15 protein-coding genes are annotated in these 18,847 nt (G+C 59.2%); 7 read left to right on the top strand and 8 right to left on the bottom strand.

Features of this window, described 5'->3' with window-relative positions:
* Positions 1–2: 2 nt before the first annotated feature.
* From selB to fdnG, 6 genes are all read right to left on the bottom strand, one after another.
* Positions 3–1,910 (bottom strand): selenocysteine-specific translation elongation factor, encoded by a 1,908-nt coding sequence (gene selB, locus ACMXYJ_RS17895; RefSeq protein ID WP_415756240.1) that lies wholly within the window; start codon positions 1,908–1,910, stop codon positions 3–5.
* The gene (gene selA, locus ACMXYJ_RS17890) at positions 1,907–3,331 is read right to left on the bottom strand and encodes an L-seryl-tRNA(Sec) selenium transferase (RefSeq protein ID WP_415756239.1); all 1,425 of its coding nucleotides are present in this window, start codon (positions 3,329–3,331) and stop codon (positions 1,907–1,909) included. Before selA ends, selB begins: the two co-directional genes overlap by 4 nt.
* A gap of 64 nt (positions 3,332–3,395) precedes the next feature.
* Positions 3,396–4,322 carry a formate dehydrogenase accessory protein FdhE gene (gene fdhE, locus ACMXYJ_RS17885; protein ID WP_415756238.1) on the bottom strand — a complete coding sequence of 309 codons (927 nt, stop codon included), beginning with the start codon at positions 4,320–4,322 and terminating at the stop codon, positions 3,396–3,398.
* A gap of 4 nt (positions 4,323–4,326) precedes the next feature.
* On the bottom strand, positions 4,327–4,980 hold the full coding sequence (locus tag ACMXYJ_RS17880; protein WP_415756237.1) for a formate dehydrogenase subunit gamma: 654 nt from the start codon (positions 4,978–4,980) through the stop codon (positions 4,327–4,329).
* A complete protein-coding gene (fdxH, locus tag ACMXYJ_RS17875; protein ID WP_415756236.1) occupies positions 4,977–5,912 on the bottom strand; it encodes a formate dehydrogenase subunit beta in 936 nt (311 codons plus the stop codon). The genes ACMXYJ_RS17880 and fdxH overlap by 4 nt, the downstream gene beginning before the upstream one ends.
* Entirely contained in the window at positions 5,913–8,978 is a 3,066-nt protein-coding gene (fdnG, locus tag ACMXYJ_RS17870; RefSeq protein WP_415756235.1) for a formate dehydrogenase-N subunit alpha, read from the bottom strand.
* A gap of 222 nt (positions 8,979–9,200) precedes the next feature.
* On the opposite strand from fdnG, the gene ACMXYJ_RS17865 reads away from it, so the two are divergent.
* The 7 genes from ACMXYJ_RS17865 (at position 9,201) to ACMXYJ_RS17835 (ending at position 15,886) form a co-directional block, all read left to right on the top strand.
* On the top strand, positions 9,201–10,355 hold the full coding sequence (locus tag ACMXYJ_RS17865) for a MalY/PatB family protein (protein WP_415756234.1): 1,155 nt from the start codon (positions 9,201–9,203) through the stop codon (positions 10,353–10,355).
* 200 nt (positions 10,356–10,555) lie between these two features.
* Positions 10,556–11,413, top strand: coding sequence for an SDR family oxidoreductase (locus ACMXYJ_RS17860; protein WP_415756233.1), 858 nt, complete (start codon positions 10,556–10,558; stop codon positions 11,411–11,413).
* 128 nt (positions 11,414–11,541) lie between these two features.
* On the top strand, positions 11,542–12,885 hold the full coding sequence (locus ACMXYJ_RS17855; protein WP_415756232.1) for a cation:proton antiporter: 1,344 nt from the start codon (positions 11,542–11,544) through the stop codon (positions 12,883–12,885).
* A 186-nt stretch (positions 12,886–13,071) separates the two neighbouring features.
* Positions 13,072–13,368 (top strand): hypothetical protein, encoded by a 297-nt coding sequence (locus ACMXYJ_RS17850; protein ID WP_415756231.1) that lies wholly within the window; start codon positions 13,072–13,074, stop codon positions 13,366–13,368.
* A 255-nt stretch (positions 13,369–13,623) separates the two neighbouring features.
* The gene (locus tag ACMXYJ_RS17845; RefSeq protein ID WP_415756230.1) at positions 13,624–14,100 is read left to right on the top strand and encodes a hemerythrin domain-containing protein; all 477 of its coding nucleotides are present in this window, start codon (positions 13,624–13,626) and stop codon (positions 14,098–14,100) included.
* 120 nt (positions 14,101–14,220) lie between these two features.
* Positions 14,221–15,552: an IS4 family transposase gene (locus ACMXYJ_RS17840; RefSeq protein ID WP_415756229.1), complete on the top strand. Its 1,332-nt coding sequence runs from the start codon at positions 14,221–14,223 to the stop codon at positions 15,550–15,552.
* 88 nt (positions 15,553–15,640) lie between these two features.
* Entirely contained in the window at positions 15,641–15,886 is a 246-nt protein-coding gene (locus tag ACMXYJ_RS17835; protein WP_415756228.1) for a hypothetical protein, read from the top strand.
* A gap of 10 nt (positions 15,887–15,896) precedes the next feature.
* Here the strand turns inward: ACMXYJ_RS17835 and ACMXYJ_RS17830 are convergent, their stop codons facing one another.
* Positions 15,897–17,816, bottom strand: coding sequence for a hybrid sensor histidine kinase/response regulator (locus ACMXYJ_RS17830; protein ID WP_415756227.1), 1,920 nt, complete (start codon positions 17,814–17,816; stop codon positions 15,897–15,899).
* 86 nt (positions 17,817–17,902) lie between these two features.
* A complete protein-coding gene (locus ACMXYJ_RS17825; protein WP_415756226.1) occupies positions 17,903–18,811 on the bottom strand; it encodes a zeta toxin family protein in 909 nt (302 codons plus the stop codon).
* Positions 18,812–18,847 lie beyond the last annotated feature (36 nt).

Raw genomic sequence — 18,847 nt, 5'->3', positions numbered from 1 at the left:
AGTCAGTGCTCGGTGCGTTGGGCCAAGGCATTGTCGAGGCGGATATGGCGCTTGTCGCCAAACCGTCGCGTCAGGCCGATCCGGTCGAAGTATTCAAGAATCTGGATGCTGCGCTTGCGACCCAGGCCCACCGCATCACGAAACGCCGTGACCTGAATCACCGGGTTTTGCGCGGCCAGTTGCACAAGCATAGCCGCCAATCGGCGGATCATCGTGTCGGTGTAGAACAGGTCACGGACGACTTGATGCACCAATCCCAGCCTCGCCATTTTACACAGCAGCAAGCGCACGGCCGCCTCGTCATGGTCAAGGTCGCGCACCCACGGCGGATCAAAACCAGCCTGTTCGAACAATGGTCGCAAGTGTTGCCACAGGGCTTCGTCGTCTTCGCTCAAGCGCACCTGATGATCGGGTAAATGCAGCCATGGCCCGCTGGCGGCAATGGCACCACTGGCGAGTAATTCGTCGAGCAGACTGATGAACGTCGGACGGTCCAGCGCTGTGCCGGTGAACCGCCGCAGGCGATCCCGGTCCGGGCCCATTTGATTCGGTTCCAGTTGGTGAAAGCGTGCGAGGTGGTCCAGCAATAGCGCTTTCAGCGCTTCCCAGCAGGCCGCACTGAACAGCAACGGACCTTGGCGGGTGTCGATCAGGCGCACGTCATCGGGCAAAACCCACGTGTTGCGGGGGCGGTTGAACTGACGCTCCAGACGCTGCGGATCGAGCCCGGTGTCGCTGTTGGCCAATAACGCCGGCAGGCTGTCTTCCAACTCTTTGCCTGTGGCGAGGGCGTGTAGCTGCGCCAGCCGTTCGGGGCTTCGGCGTTGTCGGGTCGGTGCAAACGGGTCGAGCACCCGCGCGCCGCCGAGGGTGCGTTGGGCGCTCTGGTCACGCAGAATCAACGGATCGCCCTTCACCGCCTGCACCGGCGAATTCAGCAGCAGTTGCGCGAACATCCGTTCACCCGGCGCCAGGCGGGTGCCTTCCAGCAACGCCACCCGTCCGGTCACATCCTGAGTCCCCACGTGAACGTGCACCGGTTGAAAGTGCTCGAAGGCCTTGGGTTCGCAGGCTAACAATTGCAGGTCGATATCCACTCGCTGCGTCGGTGCGTACAGCCACTCGGCCAGCAACCAGTGACCGCGATGAATCTGCTCCAGGGCCAATCGTTCGGCACTCAGGTTCAACGCCACTCGCTGTCCGGCCATTGCGACTTCGGCGGCCCGATTCTGCGCATGCAGGCCGCGCACGCGCACGGGTTTGCCCTGCGGGCCGAGCATCAGCGTATCGCCCACCGCCACCACGCCAGACAACGCAGTGCCGGTCACCACGATACCGACGCCGGCCACGCTGAAGGCACGATCGATCGCCAGGCGAAAACCGCCGGTGGTGCTGCGTTGAACGACTTCACGCTGCGCCTCGAGCAAGGCTTGCCGCAGGGTCTCGATGCCCTCCCCGGTCACACTCGACAGTGCAATCAGCGGCGCGTTGGCATAAGGCCCCGGCGCCAGCAATGTCTGGATCTGTTCGCGAACGGCTTGCACTCTGGACGGTTCGACGCGGTCGCATTTGCTGATCGCCACCAGCGCCCGAGGGATGCCCAGCAATTCAACGATGGCCAGATGTTCGCGGGTCTGCGGCATGACGCCGTCGTCGGCCGCGACCACCAGCAACACCAGATCAATGCCCTGGGCACCCGCCAGCATGTTGTGGGTGAAGCGCTCATGACCGGGCACATCGATAAAACCGGTCAGGGGCGCTTGCGGTTCCAGCGCCGCATAAAGGTAGCCGAGGTCGATGGTCATGCCGCGTTCACGCTCTTCCCGACGACGATCGCCGACCTGGCCGGTCAGGGCCTGGAGCAAGGCAGTCTTGCCGTGGTCGATATGCCCTGCGGTGCCGACGATCACTCTGCGGCTCCTGCAATTTGATCGAGTTGCGCCAGCCACGCCAGCTCATCGTCCAGTTGCCGCAGATCCAGCCACAACGCATCGTCATCAATGCGCCCAAGCACCGGAATCGGCAACGCACGCAGGGACGCTTCCAGATCATGCAACTGCCGTCCGCGAAGACGTTTGGACGCGTGCGGTCGCAGGCATAACGCGGCGCTCGGCAAGCGCGCAACCGGTTGGCTGCCGCTGCCGATCATGCCAAGCGCCGGTACTGCGCTGACGCTCCAGTTGTCGCCCAAGATTTTCGCCAGCGAGGGTTGCAGGCGCTCGGCCTGGGTCAGGATGTCCGCCTGGGGTCGGGTCAGCAGGCGCAAACTCGGCAGCCGCTCGGCCAGTCGATCAGGATCGCGGTACAGGCCCAACACCGCCTCGAGGGCGGCCAGGGTCAGTTTGTCGACCCGCAAGGCGCGTTTGAGTGGATTCTTCTTGATCTTCGCGATCAGGTCTTTGCGGCCGACGATCAACCCGGCTTGGGGGCCACCCAGTAGCTTGTCGCCGCTGAAGGTGACGATGTCGGCGCCATCGATCAGCGCCTGGCGCACGGTCGGCTCGGCGGGCAAACCCCAGCGAGTCAGGTCCAGCAGGCTGCCGCTGCCGAGGTCTTCAAGCAACGGCAAGCCGTGTTTATGCGCGAGTAGCGCCAACTCGGCGGTCGGCACCCGCGCGGTGAAGCCTTCGATGCTGTAGTTGCTCGCATGGACGCGCATCACCAAACCGCTACGTGGACCAATCGCGGCTTCGTAGTCCCTGGCATGCGTGCGATTGGTGGTGCCGACTTCGTGGAGCCTGACCCCGGCCCTGGCCATGATGTCGGGAATACGGAACGCGCCGCCGATTTCGATCAGTTCGCCCCGGGAAATGATGCCTTCCTTGCGCGCGCCCAGGCTGTTGAGCGTCAGCAACACCGCGGCGGCGTTGTTGTTGACCACCGTCACCGCCTCGGCGCCGGTCAGCTCGCGGATCAGGCCTTCGATCAGGTCATCACGGTCACCGCGCTTGCCGCTGTGCAGGTCGAATTCCAGATTGAGCGGATAACGGGCCGCTCTCTGCACGGCGTCGATGGCTTCTTCCGGTAACAACGCTCGTCCCAGATTGGTGTGCAGCACCGTGCCGGTGAGATTGAACACCCGGCGCACGTTGCTGCGATGCTGAGTGGCCAAGCGTTCACCCGCCCTGCCGGCTAACGCTTCGGGTGCGATTTCAATGGCGTCGAGTTGCCCTGAAAGCACCGGTTCACGCAAGTCATCGAGCAATTGCCGCAGGCTGGCCAACAGCGCCTCACGCCCGTAACGCTCGGCCAATGGCTGGCAAGCGGGATGGCGCAGCAAACTGTCGATGGAAGGCAGCCGCAGAGCTTGGCTGGCGGATCTGGAAGACATCAGGCGCTCCCGCAAACATTGACCGTCGCGCCTGAGTGTAGCCGCTGAGGTCAAACCGATACGCTCAGTCGCCTCCAGGTGCCAGCAGAAGATTAGGCGCCGGACGCTGGTAGCCTTCCTGCTCCAGGCGCATGTCCAGCAGCAGGCTGGTCAGGTCCGTTGAAAGTGCTTCGGCCTCGGCGTCGTTTTCCAGGTAAAGCAGTTTCAGGTAGCTGCGGCAGCCGGGGCAGACCTCCGCGCGTATGGGTGCCTGATTGGCGGCGTGACGGTCGTCATCGAGGCTGACGTATTCAAGGCCTTTGCTTTGTTCGCAATACACGCATTTGACCCGCACCACATGCCATTCGCAGGCACACAGTGAGCACACCAGATAGCGCAAGCCGTTGTACTTGCCGCGATGGCGAATGACCCCGGCCATGGCCGGCGAACCGCAGGCCGGGCATTGGCTGAGACTGTCGCCGGGTTTCAGTGCAAGGTCCGGCGTGCTCAGCAACCAATGACTCCAGGCCACCTGCAACGCCGCGCCGAGAAACGGCACCACGGCGGCGGGCAGCAGGGTGAACTGGCCGCTGACCAGCGCAATCGCCCAGGCCTTGCGTTGCCCGACGTTGGCGCGGCGCAAGGTCGCCACGGCTTTTTCCACGGCCGGTTGCGGCGGTGGCTGGTAACGCTGCAATAGCGCTTCGAGGAACGGCAGCCAATCGTCTTCGCGCACCAGACTGTCAGCGGCGAACGGCGGCAAGCCGTGTTGCTGGCACACGCGCAGGCGTTCGGCATCGGGAATGGCGGCCACGGGCGGATCGTCCATCACACACTGCTGCACGTGGCACAGGCCGGTCACCAGCCGCAGGTAATCGGCCAGTGGATGGCCGTCGACCAGACGCTCCAGGCGTAAGGCGCGCAAGGTGAACAGGTTTTTCGGAGGCAGGTGCAGAAACGGCGGTGAACTCGCCGCCGCTTCGATCTCGCCAGGCTCAAGAATCGTCGCCAAGGGGTTATCCTTTTTTGCTGATCGGCCGGTCGGGGTGCTCGTCGCGGGTCACTTCGCGGTACCAGAGTCCATGGTGTTTTTTCGCCCAGGCGCGGCTCACTCCGCCATGCACCATGGCGCTGACCGAACCCTTGATCCAGATGCCGGCGTAGATGTGAACGATGATGCTCAGCACCAGGATGAAACCCGCCAACGCATGCAGCAGCATGGCCCAACGAATGCTGGTGATGCCGAAGTACTCGCTGAAATATGCGCGCCAGATCACCAGGCCGCTGAACAACAGCACCAGCATGCAAATCAGCAAGGTCCAGAACAGCAGCTTCTGCCCAGGGTTGTACTTGCCGATGGGCGGCACGCCCTCCTCCTCATTCTTGATCACCCGCCCGACTCGCCTCAGCCACAACCGATCGTTGCTGATAAAGAAGTTCGCCCGAAAGAATTGAATCACCAATCCCAGGAACAGTACGAACATCACCACGCCCATGAACGGATGCAGGATGCGCGTCCACGGGCCGCCGCCAAACAGGTTGCTGAGCCAGAACAGTGCCGGATGAAACAACGCCAGCCCCGACAGCGCCGCCATGAAGAAAAAGATCGCCACCAGCCAGTGATTGGTGCGCTGATTGCTGGTGTAACGAAGGATCGGTTTGTCGTTCATGGTCTGTCCTCCCCCTTCGGATCATAGGTGTGCACCGACGGATCGATTTCATGCACGGCGGGATCGGGGATGGTTGGGTGTTCGTCCTCCTCGACCAGCTGCGGTCCGATGCGCACGTAGTGGAAGAACCCGGCCAGCACCGCCAAGCCCATAGCCAGCAACCCCAAGGGTTTGCTCACACCTTTCCACAGATCCACCAGCGGACTGATGGTCGGAGCGTTCGGCAGGCCGGCATACAACTTCGGCGTGTCGGCGTGGTGCAGCACGTACATCACGTGGGTGCCGCCGACACCTTCGGGGTCATACAGGCCAGCGTTGTCGAAGCCACGACTCTTGAGGTCAACGATGCGCTCCGCCGCATGCTCCTTCATATCTTCCTTGGTGCCAAACACAATGGCGCCCGTCGGGCAGGTTTTGACACAGGCCGGCTCCAGCCCCACGGCCACCCGGTCCGAGCACAACGTGCATTTGTAGGCCTTGTGATCCTTTTGCGAGATGCGCGGGATATTGAACGGGCATCCGGTGATGCAATAACCGCAGCCGATGCAATGATCCTGGTCGAAATCGACGATGCCATTGGCGTGCTTGATGATCGCTCCCGGACTCGGGCACGCCGCCAGGCAACCAGGCTCGGCGCAGTGCATGCAGCCGTCCTTGCGAATCAGCCACTCCAGATTCCCGGTGTCGGTTTCGTGCTCGGTGAAGCGCATCAAGGTCCAGGTTTCTGCGCTCAGGTCTTGTGGATTGTCATAGGTGCCGAGGTTGTGGCCGACCTCGTCGCGCAGCTCGTTCCATTCCGAACAGGCGACCTGACAAGCCTTGCAGCCAATGCACTTGGTGGTGTCGATCAGCTTGGCCACTTCCTCTTGATTGCGTACCGAGGACGGGACGGTCGTGGTGGCCGAACGGGCGATGATGTCTTGGCTGGCCATTTAGACTTTCTCCACGTTGACCAGGAATGACTTGGATTCCGGGGTCTGGGTGTTGCCATCGCCGAGGAACGGCACCAGGGTGTTGGTCAGGTAACCGTGGCGCGTGAGCCCGGTAAAACCCCAGTGCAGCGGGATACCGATCTGGTGCACCACCTGATTGTTGACCTGCAGCGGACGAATCCGCTTGGTCACCACCGCCACCGCTTCTATGTGCCCGCGCTTGCAACTGACACGGACCCGATCGCCCGCCACGATGCCTTTCTCCTTGGCCAGCACTTCACCGATCTCGACGAACTGCTCGGGTTGGGAAATCGCGTTGAGCTTGCAATGCTTGCTCCAGAAGTGGAAATGCTCGGTCAGCCGGTAGCTGGTCGCGGCATACGGGTAGTCCTTGGCCACGCCTAAGGAATCCCATACCGAATCGAAGATCCGCGCCGCCGGGTTGCTGGTGGCTTTCTTGTTTTCCGGGTGTAGCGGGTTGATGCCGATCGGCGTTTCGAACGGCTCGTAATGCTCAGGGAAAGGCCCTTCGTTCATCTTGTCGACGGCAAAGAACCGCGCCACGCCTTCGGGGTTCATGATGAACGGATTCATCCCGGCTTCCGGTGGCGAGTCGGCCTTGAAGTCCGGCACATCGGTGCCCGCCCAGACTTTACCGTTCCACCACACCAGGCGTTTTTTCTCGTCCCACGGTTTGCCTTGCGGGTCGCACGAAGCACGGTTGTAGAGAATCCGCCGGTTCGCCGGCCAGGCCCAGGCCCAGCCCTGGTGTTGCTTCATGCCATACGGGTCGCTGTTGTCGCGCCGGGCCATCTGGTTGCCCGCCTCCGTCCAGCTGCCGCAGAAAATCCAGCAACCGGAAGCCGTACTGCCGTCGTCCTTGAGCAGGCCGAAACCGGCCAGTTGCGCGTTGCCCTTGATCGCCGCGCCGGTAGCGTCGGTGAAGTCCGTGGTGGCATAGCCGTTGATTTCCTTGGCCAGTTCTTCCGGCGAAGGCTCCTCGGTAATTTTGTACGGCCAGGACAGTTTGAGGATTGGCTCGGCATAAGCGCCGCCGTTGGCCTGGTAACGCTGGCGCAGACGGATAAACAGCTCGCTCATGATCCGCACATCGGTGCGCGCTTCACCCGGACCGTCGGCGCCTTTCCAGTGCCATTGCAGCCAGCGGCTGCTGTTGACCAACGAGCCGTCTTCTTCGGCGAAACAGGTGGTGGGCAGGCGAATCACTTCGGTCTGGATGCCGGCCGTTTCGACGTCGTTGTACGGCCCGACATTGCGCCAGAACTCCGAGGTTTCGGTGGACAGCGGGTCCATCACCACCAGCCACTTCAACTTGGCCAGCGCCGCCATCACCCGGTTTTTATCAGGCAGCGCGGCGATGGGGTTGAACCCCTGGCACATGTAGCCGTTGACCTTGCCCTGGCCCATCAGGTCGAACACTTTGAGGATGTCGTAGTTCGGGATGTCGAGTTTCGGCAGATAGTCAAAAGCCCAACGGTTTTCAAGCGTGGCATTCGCGCCGTACCAGGCTTTCATCAGGCTGACGTGGAACTTGCCGTAGTTCTGCCAATAGGACAGCTGCCCCGGCCGCAACGGTTTTTGCGTGCGTTTGACGATGTAGGCGTTGTAATCCTGCTCCGCATCCTGCGGCAAGGTCAGATAGCCCGGCAGCGCATTGGACAGCAAACCGAGGTCGGTCAGCCCCTGGATGTTGGAGTGCCCGCGCAAGGCATTGACGCCCCCGCCCGGCATGCCGACGTTGCCCAGCAACAATTGCACCATGGCCGCGCTGCGAATGATCTGCGAGCCGATCGAGTGCTGCGTCCAGCCCAGCGCGTAGAGAATCGTCATGGTCTTGCCCGGTTGCGAGCAGGTGGCGATTTCTTCCCAGATCTTCTGCATGGCATCCACCGGCATGCCGCAAATCTGGCTCGCCAGTTCGATGTTGTAGCGGCTGTAATGCTGCTTCATCAATTGATAGACGCAGTGCGGGTCTTGCAGGGTCGGGTCGACCTTGACGAAGCCGTCATCACCGAGTTCATAACCCCAGCCGGACTTGTCCGTGTAGCTGCGTTTGGCCACGTCGTAGCCGCTGAAGATTCCGTCTTCGAAGCCATAACCGGCTTTGACGATGAACGACACGTCAGTGTAGTTGCGCACGTACTCGTGCTGGATTTTGTCTTCGGTGAGCAGGTAATTGATCAGCCCGCCCATGAAGGCGATGTCGGTGCCGGTGCGAATCGGCGCGTAATAGTCGGCCACCGAGGCGGTCCGGGTAAAACGCGGATCGACCACGATCAAGCGTGCCTTGTTGTGCGCCTTGGCTTCGGTCACCCATTTGAAGCCGCACGGGTGCGCTTCTGCTGCGTTGCCGCCCATTACCAGGATCAGATTCGCGTTACCGATATCGGTCCAGGTATTGGTCATGGCACCACGGCCGTACGTCGGGGCAAGACTTGCCACCGTCGGGCCGTGTCAGACACGCGCCTGGTTATCGAACCCCAGCATGCCGAGACTGCGAACCACCTTGTGGGTGATGTAGCCCGCTTCATTGGAGGCCGCCGAGGCCGCGAGGAAACCGGTGGTCAGCCAGCGGTTCACTGTTTGGCCTTGGGCATTCTTCTCGATGAAGTTGGCGTCGCGGTCGGCCTTCATCAGGTCGGCGACGCGATCGAGCGCTTCATCCCAGGAGATACGCGTCCATTCGGTGGTGCCGGGTTTGCGCACCTGCGGGTACTGCAGGCGACCGGGGCTGTGAATGAAGTCCAGCAGGCCGGCGCCTTTGGGGCACAGGGTGCCGCGATTGACCGGATGATCGGCATCGCCTTCGATGTGGATGATGTTTTGCGCGACATTCTTGGCGGCATCGCCCTGGCTGTACATGATCAAGCCGCAGCCTACCGAGCAGTACGGGCAGGTGTTGCGGGTTTCATGGGTGTGGGCAAGCTTGAAGTGGCGCACCTGCTCGGCGAAGGCAGTCGCGGGGGCCATGCCCAGCGCGCCGAGGCTCGAGCCCGCAAGGCCGATACCAGCGACCTTGAAGAACTGACGACGGTTGAGGTCCATCGTGCACTCCTGTCAGGTGGAGACCCGGTAGTTTTGCCGGGTTTTTCTGGACAATCACGGTTGCGGCAGACTGGCTGCCGACACTTGAAACTGTAGACAATGTTAGAACTGACTGTGTGAAAACCGACCATCGGGCAATACCGGGGGTGGCACACTCGCTCCCACCGGTCCTTGGCGTTTATCATTACCCCACGTTCAACCACGCTTTTTATGAGACTGAGCATGACTTTCGATTTTGATCAGGTGTTCGACCGCCACAACACCGGCAGTACCAAATGGAGCCGTTACCCGGCCGACGTGTTGCCTATGTGGGTGGCCGACATGGACTTCTCCGCGCCGCCGGTGATTCTCCAGGCCCTGCAAAAACGTCTGGAACACCCGATGCTCGGCTACAGCGTGGCTCAGGATGACTTGCGCGATGCCATCGTCGCCGATCTGTGGAACAAGTACGCCTGGCGCGTATTGCCTGAGGAACTGATTTTCCTGCCAGGCGTGGAGTCGGGTTTCAACATGGCCCTGCATGCGCTGGTCCAGCCGCAGCAAAACGTCGTGGTTCAGGTTCCCAACTACCCGCCACTGCGTCATGCGCCGGGTCACTGGGGTTTGAACAAGGTTGAACTCGAATTTGACGCGTTGGCGGACGGCACTTACGCCACGCCATTCGATGCCTTGAATCGGGCGCTGATCGGTGGCGGTGCGTTGCTGCTGAGCAACCCGCACAACCCGGTGGGCAAAGTCTTCCCGCGAGAAGAACTGCAAGCGGTCGCCGACATCTGCCTGGAGCAGGACGCCTGGATCATCTCTGACGAGATTCATGCCGAGCTGTGTTTCGACGGGCGCGTGCACATTCCGACGGCCTCCCTGAGCCCGGAAATCGCCAAGCGCACCATCACGCTGATGTCAGCGAGCAAGGCCTACAACATTGCCGGTCTGAAGACGTCTTTTATGATCATTCAGGATTCGGCGTTGCGTGCAAAGGTCAACCACGCCCGCTGCGGAATGGTCGACAGCGTCAACCCGTTGGGCATGGAAGCGACGCGCGTCGCCTACAGCGAAGGCGGCCCTTGGCTGGCCGGGTTGAAGGCGTATCTGCAAAGCAATCGGGATTATCTGGTGGAAGCGGTCAACACCCGACTGCCGGGTGTGACCATGAATATCCCGCAAGGCACGTACCTGGCGTGGCTCGATTGCTCGGCGCTGGGCCTGGATAACCCTCAGCAGTTTTTCCTTGAGCAAGCCAAGGTCGGGTTGAGCGCGGGCCTGGATTTCGGCGATGACAGCAAACAGTTCGTGCGCCTGAATTTCGGCTGCCCACGGGCATTGCTGGAAGAAGGCATTGCGCGGATGGAGCGTAGTTTGCTCAATCGCAACGCCTGAAGATGATCGTTCCCACGCTCTGCGTGGGAATGCCTCAACGGACGCTCTGCGTCCGCTCTAGGGACGCGGAGCGTCCCGGGCTGCATTCCCACGCAGAGCGTGGGAACGATCACGCAGCCCCCCTGAAATCCAACCGAACTCAAGGCAAAACACCAGGGTCAACCCTTTGACTCTTCTGCCTTGCGAACGGAGATTTCCCAATGACTGCCTATCCCAAACCACCCTTCCCGAAACAGGCCCAGCCTGTCCCCGGTTCCCAAAAGAAAATGGACCCGTATCCCGATTGTGGCGAACAAAGCTACAAGGGCTCAGGCCGACTGGACGGCAAAATCGCCCTGATCACCGGCGCCGACAGTGGCATCGGTCGCGCCGTAGCGATCGCCTTCGCCCGTGAAGGCGCGGATGTCGCCGTCGCCTACCTCAATGAACATGAAGACGCGCAGGAAACCGCACGCTGGGTCGAACAGGCTGGCCGGCAGTGCCTGTTGCTGCCCGGAGACCTGGCGCAGAAAACCCAATGCCAGGAGCTGGTGGACAAGACGGTCGAACGCTTCGGCCGGATCGATGTGATGGTCAACAACGCCGCGTTCCAGATGACCCACGAACACTTCGAGGACATCCCGGACGAAGAATGGGTGATGACCTTCGACGTCAACATCACCGCCATTTTCAGGCTCTGTCAGGCCGCGTTGAAGCACATGAAACCTGGCAGTTCGATCATCAACACCAGTTCAGTCAATTCCGACATGCCCAAACCCACCCTGCTGCCTTACGCCACTACCAAGGGTGCGATTGCCAACTTCACCGCTGGCCTGGCGCAGATGCTGGGGCCGAAGAACATTCGGGTGAACTGCGTGGCACCGGGGCCGATCTGGACACCGCTGATTGTCTCGACCATGCCCGATGAAGAAGTACAGAACTTTGGTGGGCAGACGCCGCTCGGCCGGCCGGGTCAACCGGTGGAAGTGGCGCCGATTTATGTGTTGCTGGCGTCGGATGAGGCCAGTTACATCACGGGGCAGCGGTATGGAATCACGGGCGGCAAGCCGATGCTTTAAATTGAACCCACCACCACTTTCAGAGCTCCACATTTTATAGGCTCTCCTTTTATAGGCTCTCCTTTTATAGGCCTCCTTTGGCGGGCCTTTCGATATCCGGAGCGGCACGCACCCGACGAGTACCGAGCATGAGTTTCATTTTGTGGGTGGCCGTGTTGGGTGCGGTACTGCTGACGCTGGCGCTGACGTCGTCGTACCTGCGCTGGATGCCGGTGACCACGTCGGCGGTGTGCCTGGTGCTGGGTGTAGCCATCGGGCCCGCGGGGTTCGGCCTGTTGAAACTGGACACCGATGATGCGTCCATCTGGATGGAGCATCTGACGGAAGTCGCGGTGCTGTTTTCGTTGTTTGTCTGTGGTTTGAAGTTGCGCTTGCCGCTCAGAGACAAAAACTGGCGCATTGCCTACGGTCTGGCCGGCCCGGTCATGGTGTTGACCATTGCCGGTGTCAGCCTGTTGCTGCATTACGGTTTCGAATTGTCCTGGGGCGCATCCGTGTTGGTTGGCTCGATTCTGGCCCCCACCGACCCGGTGCTCGCCGCCCTGGTTCAAGTCAACGACGCCCGGGATGACGACAGCGTGCGCTTCGGGCTATCGGGTGAGGCCGGGCTCAATGACGGGATCGCCTTCCCCTTTGTCATCCTCGGCCTGCTGCTGGTGCAACACGACGGCAACCCCGGCTGGTTGAGCGACTGGGTGCTGCACAGTCTGTTGTGGGCAGTGCCGGCCGGTTTACTCACCGGCTACTGGATGGGGCGCGGTATTGGCCGCCTGACGTTGTTAATGCGCATCAAGAATGACGACAGCACCCTTTCTCCGAATGATTACCTCGCCCTCGCCTTGATTGCCCTGGCGTATGTCGGGGCCGAGTCGATTCACGGTTACGGCTTTTTGTCGGTGTTCGCCGCCGGCCTGGGTTTACGTCACGTAGAAGTCAAATCCACAGGTGACGACGAGCTTCCGGCGGAGCATCTGGTACAGCCTGTCGTGGGACATCAGAATGTTGAGCCGCAACATGCGGTTCATGGTGATACCGCAAGCCTCGAAGACACGCAGGTCGCCGCGGGCATCATGATGGGCGACATGCTCGCCTTCGGCAGCCTGGTGGAGCGGGCCATGGAAGTCTTTCTGGTAACGCTGCTCGGCGTAGTGCTGATAGCTCACTGGGACTGGCGTGCGTTGCCGATCGCTGGCGTGTTGTTTTGCCTGATACGACCGCTGAGCGTCGTCGCCATGCCTTGGGGTGGTTTGCTCACCGGGCGCCAGCGAATGTTGATTGGCTGGTTCGGCATACGCGGCATCGGCAGTCTGTATTACCTTTTTTATGCCCTGAACCATGGGTTGGGCGAGTCGATCGCAACACTCTGCATGGATTTGACCCTGTCCGTGGTCGCACTCAGCATCCTTATCCATGGGGTCAGCACTCAACCGATCCTGGCGCGATATGAACAGCATAAAAAGCAGGAAATTTGATTTGAGGTTTGTGCGTTCAGGGTCGGAATTATCGAATTTTCACATTCATAAATTTGAAATTCTTTTGCGATCCGGTAAGTCACAACGCTAATCCCACCCGGCTTTTGCACGGAGGGACACCAGGTTCGGTTCCCCTGCGGCGTCGATACCTATCAACAGGAACCTCGAGAAAATCAGGTGCTGGCCATGATTCACTATTCCACCTCCGATGAAATCAAAGCCTGCCGGGCCTTCGCCCTGGAACGTAATCGTCAGATGTTTGAAGAGGCCCAGGCGCTGAACCGTAGCGCCTTTGCGTTACTCGAGGATAGCGACATGGATGTGAAACAGTTTGATCGCTATCAGGCGATGCGCAGGAAGGCCGACTTGAAGTTCGAAGAAGCAATCGCGCACTTGCGGCTGCTCAACGAAGATTTCCCGCCTGTCTCGATTTCCGCGCAAAACGCTCATCGTTCGCTCCAGCAACCCGACCCCCTATCCTGAACTTGAAAAGCCCGGCGCAATCGCCGGGCTTTTTATTGTTTGGAACATCAATGCTCCACTGCGAACTGCATGAGTCAATTTTCAGACTCATGCAGGCTGCATGACTTCAGTTTGCTATCAGTTGTTTCAACTCCTTGTTTTATAAGAAAGGCATCTCATCGAAAAACCGGCACGACAAATGCTCAAGGACAATAAGCGACTTTCGGCCTTGAGACCGTTCGCGCTCACCCCCTGACTCGTTGGAGAGACTCAACCATGAACGCCATTGATCTGTTGCAAGCCGACCATGAACGCGTAAAAGGCATCCTGACCCAATTAAGCGAATCCACCGAGCGTGGAGTTAAAAAGCGCAGCGAATTGCTGGCCAAGCTGGAAATGGAGGTCGCGATCCACACCCGTCTCGAAGAGGAAGTCTTGTACCCGGCGTACAAGAAAGCCGGGGGTAAGGAGCAGGACGTCATGTATTACGAAGCCAAGGAAGAACATCGCACCGTAGATTCGCTGGTGCTGCCGGACTTGAAGGTCACCGACCCGTCCACTCCGGAGTTTGCCGGTCGCGTGAAAGTGGTCAAGGAACTGCTGGAACACCACATCGAAGAAGAAGAAACGGAAATGTTTCCTCAGGCCAAGAAGCTGCTGGGTAAAGCCACCCTGGAAGAGCTGGGGGCGCAAATGGAAAGTTTGAAAGCTCAGTACAAGAAAGAAATGAGCACAGCCAATCTGGCGGCTTGATGCAAGTGGCGCGACACCAAAAAGGCCCGGCATATGCCGTAATGCTGTTCACTTAAGCATTTGAATCCTCGCCGGGCTTCTTCGAAAATCCGATGCCAGACCTCTGGCATCGGATTTTTTATGTCTGTTCAACAGGACTTGCTCGACCTCGGCGACCTTTTTAACTTCTGTGACTTGAGCACTTTCACTCAAAATATTCCCATCGAGTGGGTCGCATCTGCGCTGGATTTGTCCAGCCAGGCCACTATCCGGCGGCGTCGCTTGCCTGCCGACCAAGTGCTCTGGCTGGTGCTCGGAATGGCATTGTTTCGCGACGAACCTGTTCATGAAGTCGCCCGGCGTTTGAACATCTGCGCCCAAGGTCTGGCTTCTGACCATCTGTTGGCCCGTAGCGGTGTGACCGAGGCCCGCAAGCGGCTTGGGGCCGACCCGGTTGAGTGGTTGTTTCGCAAAACTGGCACTCAATGGGGCGCGCAGCGCTATCCCGATGATGCCTGGCAGGACTTGCAAGTATTTGCGGTCGATGGTGCGCTTCTGCGCACGCCGGATACACCTGAGTTGCGAGACCATTTCGGTTCTGGAAACACCTCGACCGACCGCCAGACTCCCTTTCCCATGCTGCGCCTGGTGGCGCTGATGAATGTGCGTTCGCACCTGATCCTGGATGCACAACTTAGCCCTTACCGACGCAGCGAAATGCGTCTGGCCGATGAGTTTTTGCAGAAGATTCCCGACCACTCCGTGACGCTGTTCGATAAGGGATTCTGGAGCGCCGATCTCATGCTCAGCCTGAGCGGCGACGGCAATCACCGCCACTGGCTGATTCCGGCAAAAAAGGGATTGGTTTGCGAGGAGGTAGCCCGTTACAACCACAACGATCGTTTGGTGCGTATGAAAGTGTCGCCGCAAGCCAGAAAGCGAAATCCGACTCTTCCTACACACTGGGAGGCGCGTGAAGTCAGTTATGAAATTCAAGGTAAAGTAAAAACAATCATGACATCGTTGCCGGCCAAGACCTACAGCACAAAGGCCGTTGCCGTGTTGTATCAAGAACGCTGGGAAATCGAATTGGGCTTCAGGGATATCAAAAGCTCAATGCAACAGAACGCAGTGACCTTGCGCAGCAAAAAAGTCGACCTGATCTACCAGGAAGTATGGGGGCTGTTGCTGGCTTACAACGTGATTCGCCGGGAGGCGAGTCAGGCAGCAGTGGCGTTTGGCCGAGCGCCGTCGGACATCCGATTCAAGCCGGCTTGCCAGTACATCGCCGTGCAGTTGATCGTGATGGCTGCGGCCAATCCCGTTTCGGCGACGGGTAGACGGTTAGCAGAACTAAGAAAAGGCGTTGCCGGGCTGTTTCTGGATCACCGCCCAAGGCCTTCAAGGCCAAGGACGGTGAAAATTTCAAAAACCCGATTTCCGGTGGACCGTAAGGCTGCTCCGCTTAAGTGAACAGCATTACGGCCAATGCCGGGCCTTTTTGGTTGTTCGGTTCACGCGACACGTTCTGCTGAAATGACAATACAAGGGAGGGTCTGCGATGGACTATCTCGATTGGGTGCAATGGCCAGCGATGCTGGTCACGGTGCTGGCGGCGTGGTTGATCGGTTCGCAAAGCCCCAGGCGCAGGGTCTCGGGCTTTGTCTGTTTTATCGTCAGCAATGTTTTATGGGTGACGTGGGGTTACCACACTCAGGCCTATGCACTGATCGTGTTGCAGTTTTGCCTGTGCGCCATGAACGTGCGTGGTTTCAAGAAGAACGCGGGACCAGCGGCTGAACAATGAGGTCGCTTTGTCATTTCATGGTCGAGGCGATGATTTCCACCAGATTGAGTTGGGTAAAGGGTTTGGACAGGCGCGGCAGTCTGGTCGCGAAACCTTCCAGACGCTCGGCGTAACCGGTGGCAAGGATGATCGGCAGGTTCGGCTTTTTAATCCGCATTGCTTGCGCCAGTTGTGCGCCATTCATCTGCGGCATGGCCATGTCGGTGATGACCAGGTCAATCGCTGATTCAGTGTCGAATGCTTCCAGCGCTTGCGCCCCGGACGTCGCACTGATCACCCGATGCCCCAGGTCTTCGAGTAACAGGCAGGTACTGGTCAACACCAGGCTGTCATCGTCCACCACCAACACGCATAGACGATGCACCGGCGGTGCGGCCTCCTCGGTAACGGGCCTGGCAACCAAGCCGGTCGTGGCGATGGGTATCCACAGTTCGGCGATGGTGCCTATGTTCTTCTGGCTCTTGAGGACGAATCGTCCGCCCAACTGCTCGATGTAACCATGCACCATCGAAAGTCCCAGCCCCGTGCCTTTGCCTACGCCTTTCGTGGTGAAAAACGGGTCCATTGCGGAACCAAGCGTGGCTTCATCCATACCCTCCCCCGTATCGCTGACACTCAGGCACACATACCGGCCTGACAGCAGGGATAACTGCGGTTGATCCCAGGTTTCTTCGGTCTTGGCACTGATGACGATTTTCCCGCCATGGGGCATTGCATCACGGGCGTTGGTCACCAGGTTCAACACCGCCAGCTCAAGCTGATTGATATCGGCCAGGACCGGCTCGATCCCTGGTGAAAATCGGGTTTCGAGCACCACGGAAGGCCCGAGCGAGCTGCGTAACAGCCCGATGATGCCTTGCACCAGCACCGGGATCTCGACGGGTTCGGCTTTGAGGTCCTGGCGTCTGGCAAACGCCAGCATGCGCTGGGTCAGAGAGACGCCCCGCAAGGCCCCTTGAGTGGCGTTGTCCACCAATCGGGTAATTTTCGGATCCTCTCCCACGCGTTTGCGGACGATTTCCAGATTGCCGAGGATGACAGTCAGCAAATTGTTGAAGTCGTGGGCAATGCCGCCGCTGAGTTGGCCGATGGCCTGCATCTTTTGCGCCTGAAACAGCGCTTCGCGGGTTTGCTCCAGCGTCTGCTGAGCTTGTGTGACTTCGGTGATATCACGGGTGATCTTGGCGAAACCGAGCAAGGTGCCGGTTTCGCCCCAAATCGGGTCGACCACGACATTGGCCAGGAACCGCGTACCGTCCTTGCGCACGCGCCAGCCTTTGTTTTCAAATCGCCCTTCACGCACCGCGATGTCCAGGGTCCGTTGCGGTTCGCCGGCCTCGCGGTCTTCCGGGGTGTAAAACATCGAAAAATGTTTGCCGATGACTTCTTCGGGCAAATAGCCCTTGATGCGCTGGGCCCCGGGATTCCAGTTGGTCACGCGGCCATCCGGGGTCAGCATGTAGATGGCGTAGTCAGTGACACTTTGAACCAATAGCCGGAATTGCTGCTCGCTTTGCTTGAGGACTTCTTCGTCCATTTTGCGGTCGGTCAGGTCCCGGGTGATCTTGGCAAACCCCAGCAACGTGCCCGACGGGTCGAGAATCGGATCAATGACGACGTGGCACCAGAAATGCGTGCCGTCCTTGCGAACCCGCCAGCCTTCCCCCTCGAAACGCCCCTCCCTGATCGCCGTGTCCAGCGCTCGCTGGGGCAAACCGTCACGGCGATCCTCTTCGGTATAGAACCGCGAAAAGTGCTGACCGAGAATCTCGGCCTCTTCATACCCCTTGAAACGCCTGGCGCCGGCGTTCCAGCTGGTGATGATGCCATCGGGATCAATCATGTAGATCGCGTAGTCAATCACCGCATCGATCAACAGGCGAAAACGACTGTCGTCGATGGCATTGGCTTTGGTCCGATCCTCGTTCATTGATCCCTCTTGGTATGACCGTTTTTTGGAGTATGCGACAAACCACGCATTTGGAAAGTCGGAAAAACGGCTCTCGTCGCCCAGCGCTATCGATTCACGTATCGGACAATGTAGGCGTACAGATCGTTGTAGACGAAATTCGGAACATACGAAGCATGAGTCGCCATCTTGAGCAGTGCCAGGTGGCACTCTTTGATGACTTCGCCTCGATCGCTAACCGCGAAGACGTGGTTGTCGATAATGCTGGAATAGACGCTGTATGAAAAATCCACCTTGGTTGTCGTTGTAGTGACGGAACCGTCGGCAGCTTTGGAGTAGGTACTCTGGGCAATCAAGGTGCGCTCGTTCAACACGCCGAACCCGCGTTCGTACACATTGACTTGCGAGCCGCTGACCGCTTTTGCAGCCGTCTCGAAGGCAAGGATGATCGCAGGCGCAAAACTCATGCTGGCATCCAGGGTCGATACCGTAAGAAACCTTTCCATTTCCTGGTCTTCAAGGCTTTTGAATGCTCGTTTAATGCTCGACACATGAGCAAACTCTTGAGTACAGCCCACGATGTGAGTTTCGAACTGATAACCGGCGGCGGTCGCCGACGGTGGGAAGGCCGCGAAATCAAGGCTATCGAACGCACACTCCATGATGATGTTGAATTTGCCGGTGAAGGCCTGCGCAAAGATCTTGGTACTGACCTCACGAACAAATGCCTCGGTATGCTCGTACGCATGCAAGACCCCGAGTTTGATCATCTCTGCATATTGGGGGTGTTTCTTGCGGTAGTCGGGTAGGTACAGGCGAACATAGTTGTCGTAGCGTTTTGAAGGCAGCAGGCTCTTTTCCAGCAGATAGGTTTTGCCTGACCCTTGCAGCCCGGCAACGACCAGAATTTTTGGGGTTGCCTCGGCCGTGATGCCGCTGAACAGCGTCGCTTTTATTTCATTGAATGCTGCGGTGACCTGCTCAGGGGTGTACGTGTATTTCGGTGCTACTGACATATCCTGATTTCCTTATCAAAGATTCAGCTTGAACGT

Source organism: Pseudomonas arabinosi, assembly GCF_047758675.1.
GTDB lineage: Bacteria > Pseudomonadota > Gammaproteobacteria > Pseudomonadales > Pseudomonadaceae > Aquipseudomonas > Aquipseudomonas arabinosi.
Note: the sequence above shows the minus strand (reverse complement) of the source record. Positions and strands in the feature narration are given on the sequence as shown.

What these genes read in the sequence shown, in the direction of transcription:
- selA (WP_415756239.1), bottom strand. Translation starts at nt 3,331, where the DNA reads ATGTCTTCCAGATCCGCCAGCCAAGCTCTGCGGCTGCCTTCCATCGAC.
- ACMXYJ_RS17880 (WP_415756237.1), bottom strand. Translation starts at nt 4,980, where the DNA reads ATGAACGACAAACCGATCCTTCGTTACACCAGCAATCAGCGCACCAAT.
- fdxH (WP_415756236.1), bottom strand. Translation starts at nt 5,912, where the DNA reads ATGGCCAGCCAAGACATCATCGCCCGTTCGGCCACCACGACCGTCCCG.
- ACMXYJ_RS17865 (WP_415756234.1), top strand. Translation starts at nt 9,201, where the DNA reads ATGACTTTCGATTTTGATCAGGTGTTCGACCGCCACAACACCGGCAGT.
- ACMXYJ_RS17860 (WP_415756233.1), top strand. Translation starts at nt 10,556, where the DNA reads ATGACTGCCTATCCCAAACCACCCTTCCCGAAACAGGCCCAGCCTGTC.
- ACMXYJ_RS17855 (WP_415756232.1), top strand. Translation starts at nt 11,542, where the DNA reads ATGAGTTTCATTTTGTGGGTGGCCGTGTTGGGTGCGGTACTGCTGACG.
- ACMXYJ_RS17850 (WP_415756231.1), top strand. Translation starts at nt 13,072, where the DNA reads ATGATTCACTATTCCACCTCCGATGAAATCAAAGCCTGCCGGGCCTTC.
- ACMXYJ_RS17845 (WP_415756230.1), top strand. Translation starts at nt 13,624, where the DNA reads ATGAACGCCATTGATCTGTTGCAAGCCGACCATGAACGCGTAAAAGGC.
- ACMXYJ_RS17840 (WP_415756229.1), top strand. Translation starts at nt 14,221, where the DNA reads ATGTCTGTTCAACAGGACTTGCTCGACCTCGGCGACCTTTTTAACTTC.
- ACMXYJ_RS17835 (WP_415756228.1), top strand. Translation starts at nt 15,641, where the DNA reads ATGGACTATCTCGATTGGGTGCAATGGCCAGCGATGCTGGTCACGGTG.
- ACMXYJ_RS17830 (WP_415756227.1), bottom strand. Translation starts at nt 17,816, where the DNA reads ATGAACGAGGATCGGACCAAAGCCAATGCCATCGACGACAGTCGTTTT.
- ACMXYJ_RS17825 (WP_415756226.1), bottom strand. Translation starts at nt 18,811, where the DNA reads ATGTCAGTAGCACCGAAATACACGTACACCCCTGAGCAGGTCACCGCA.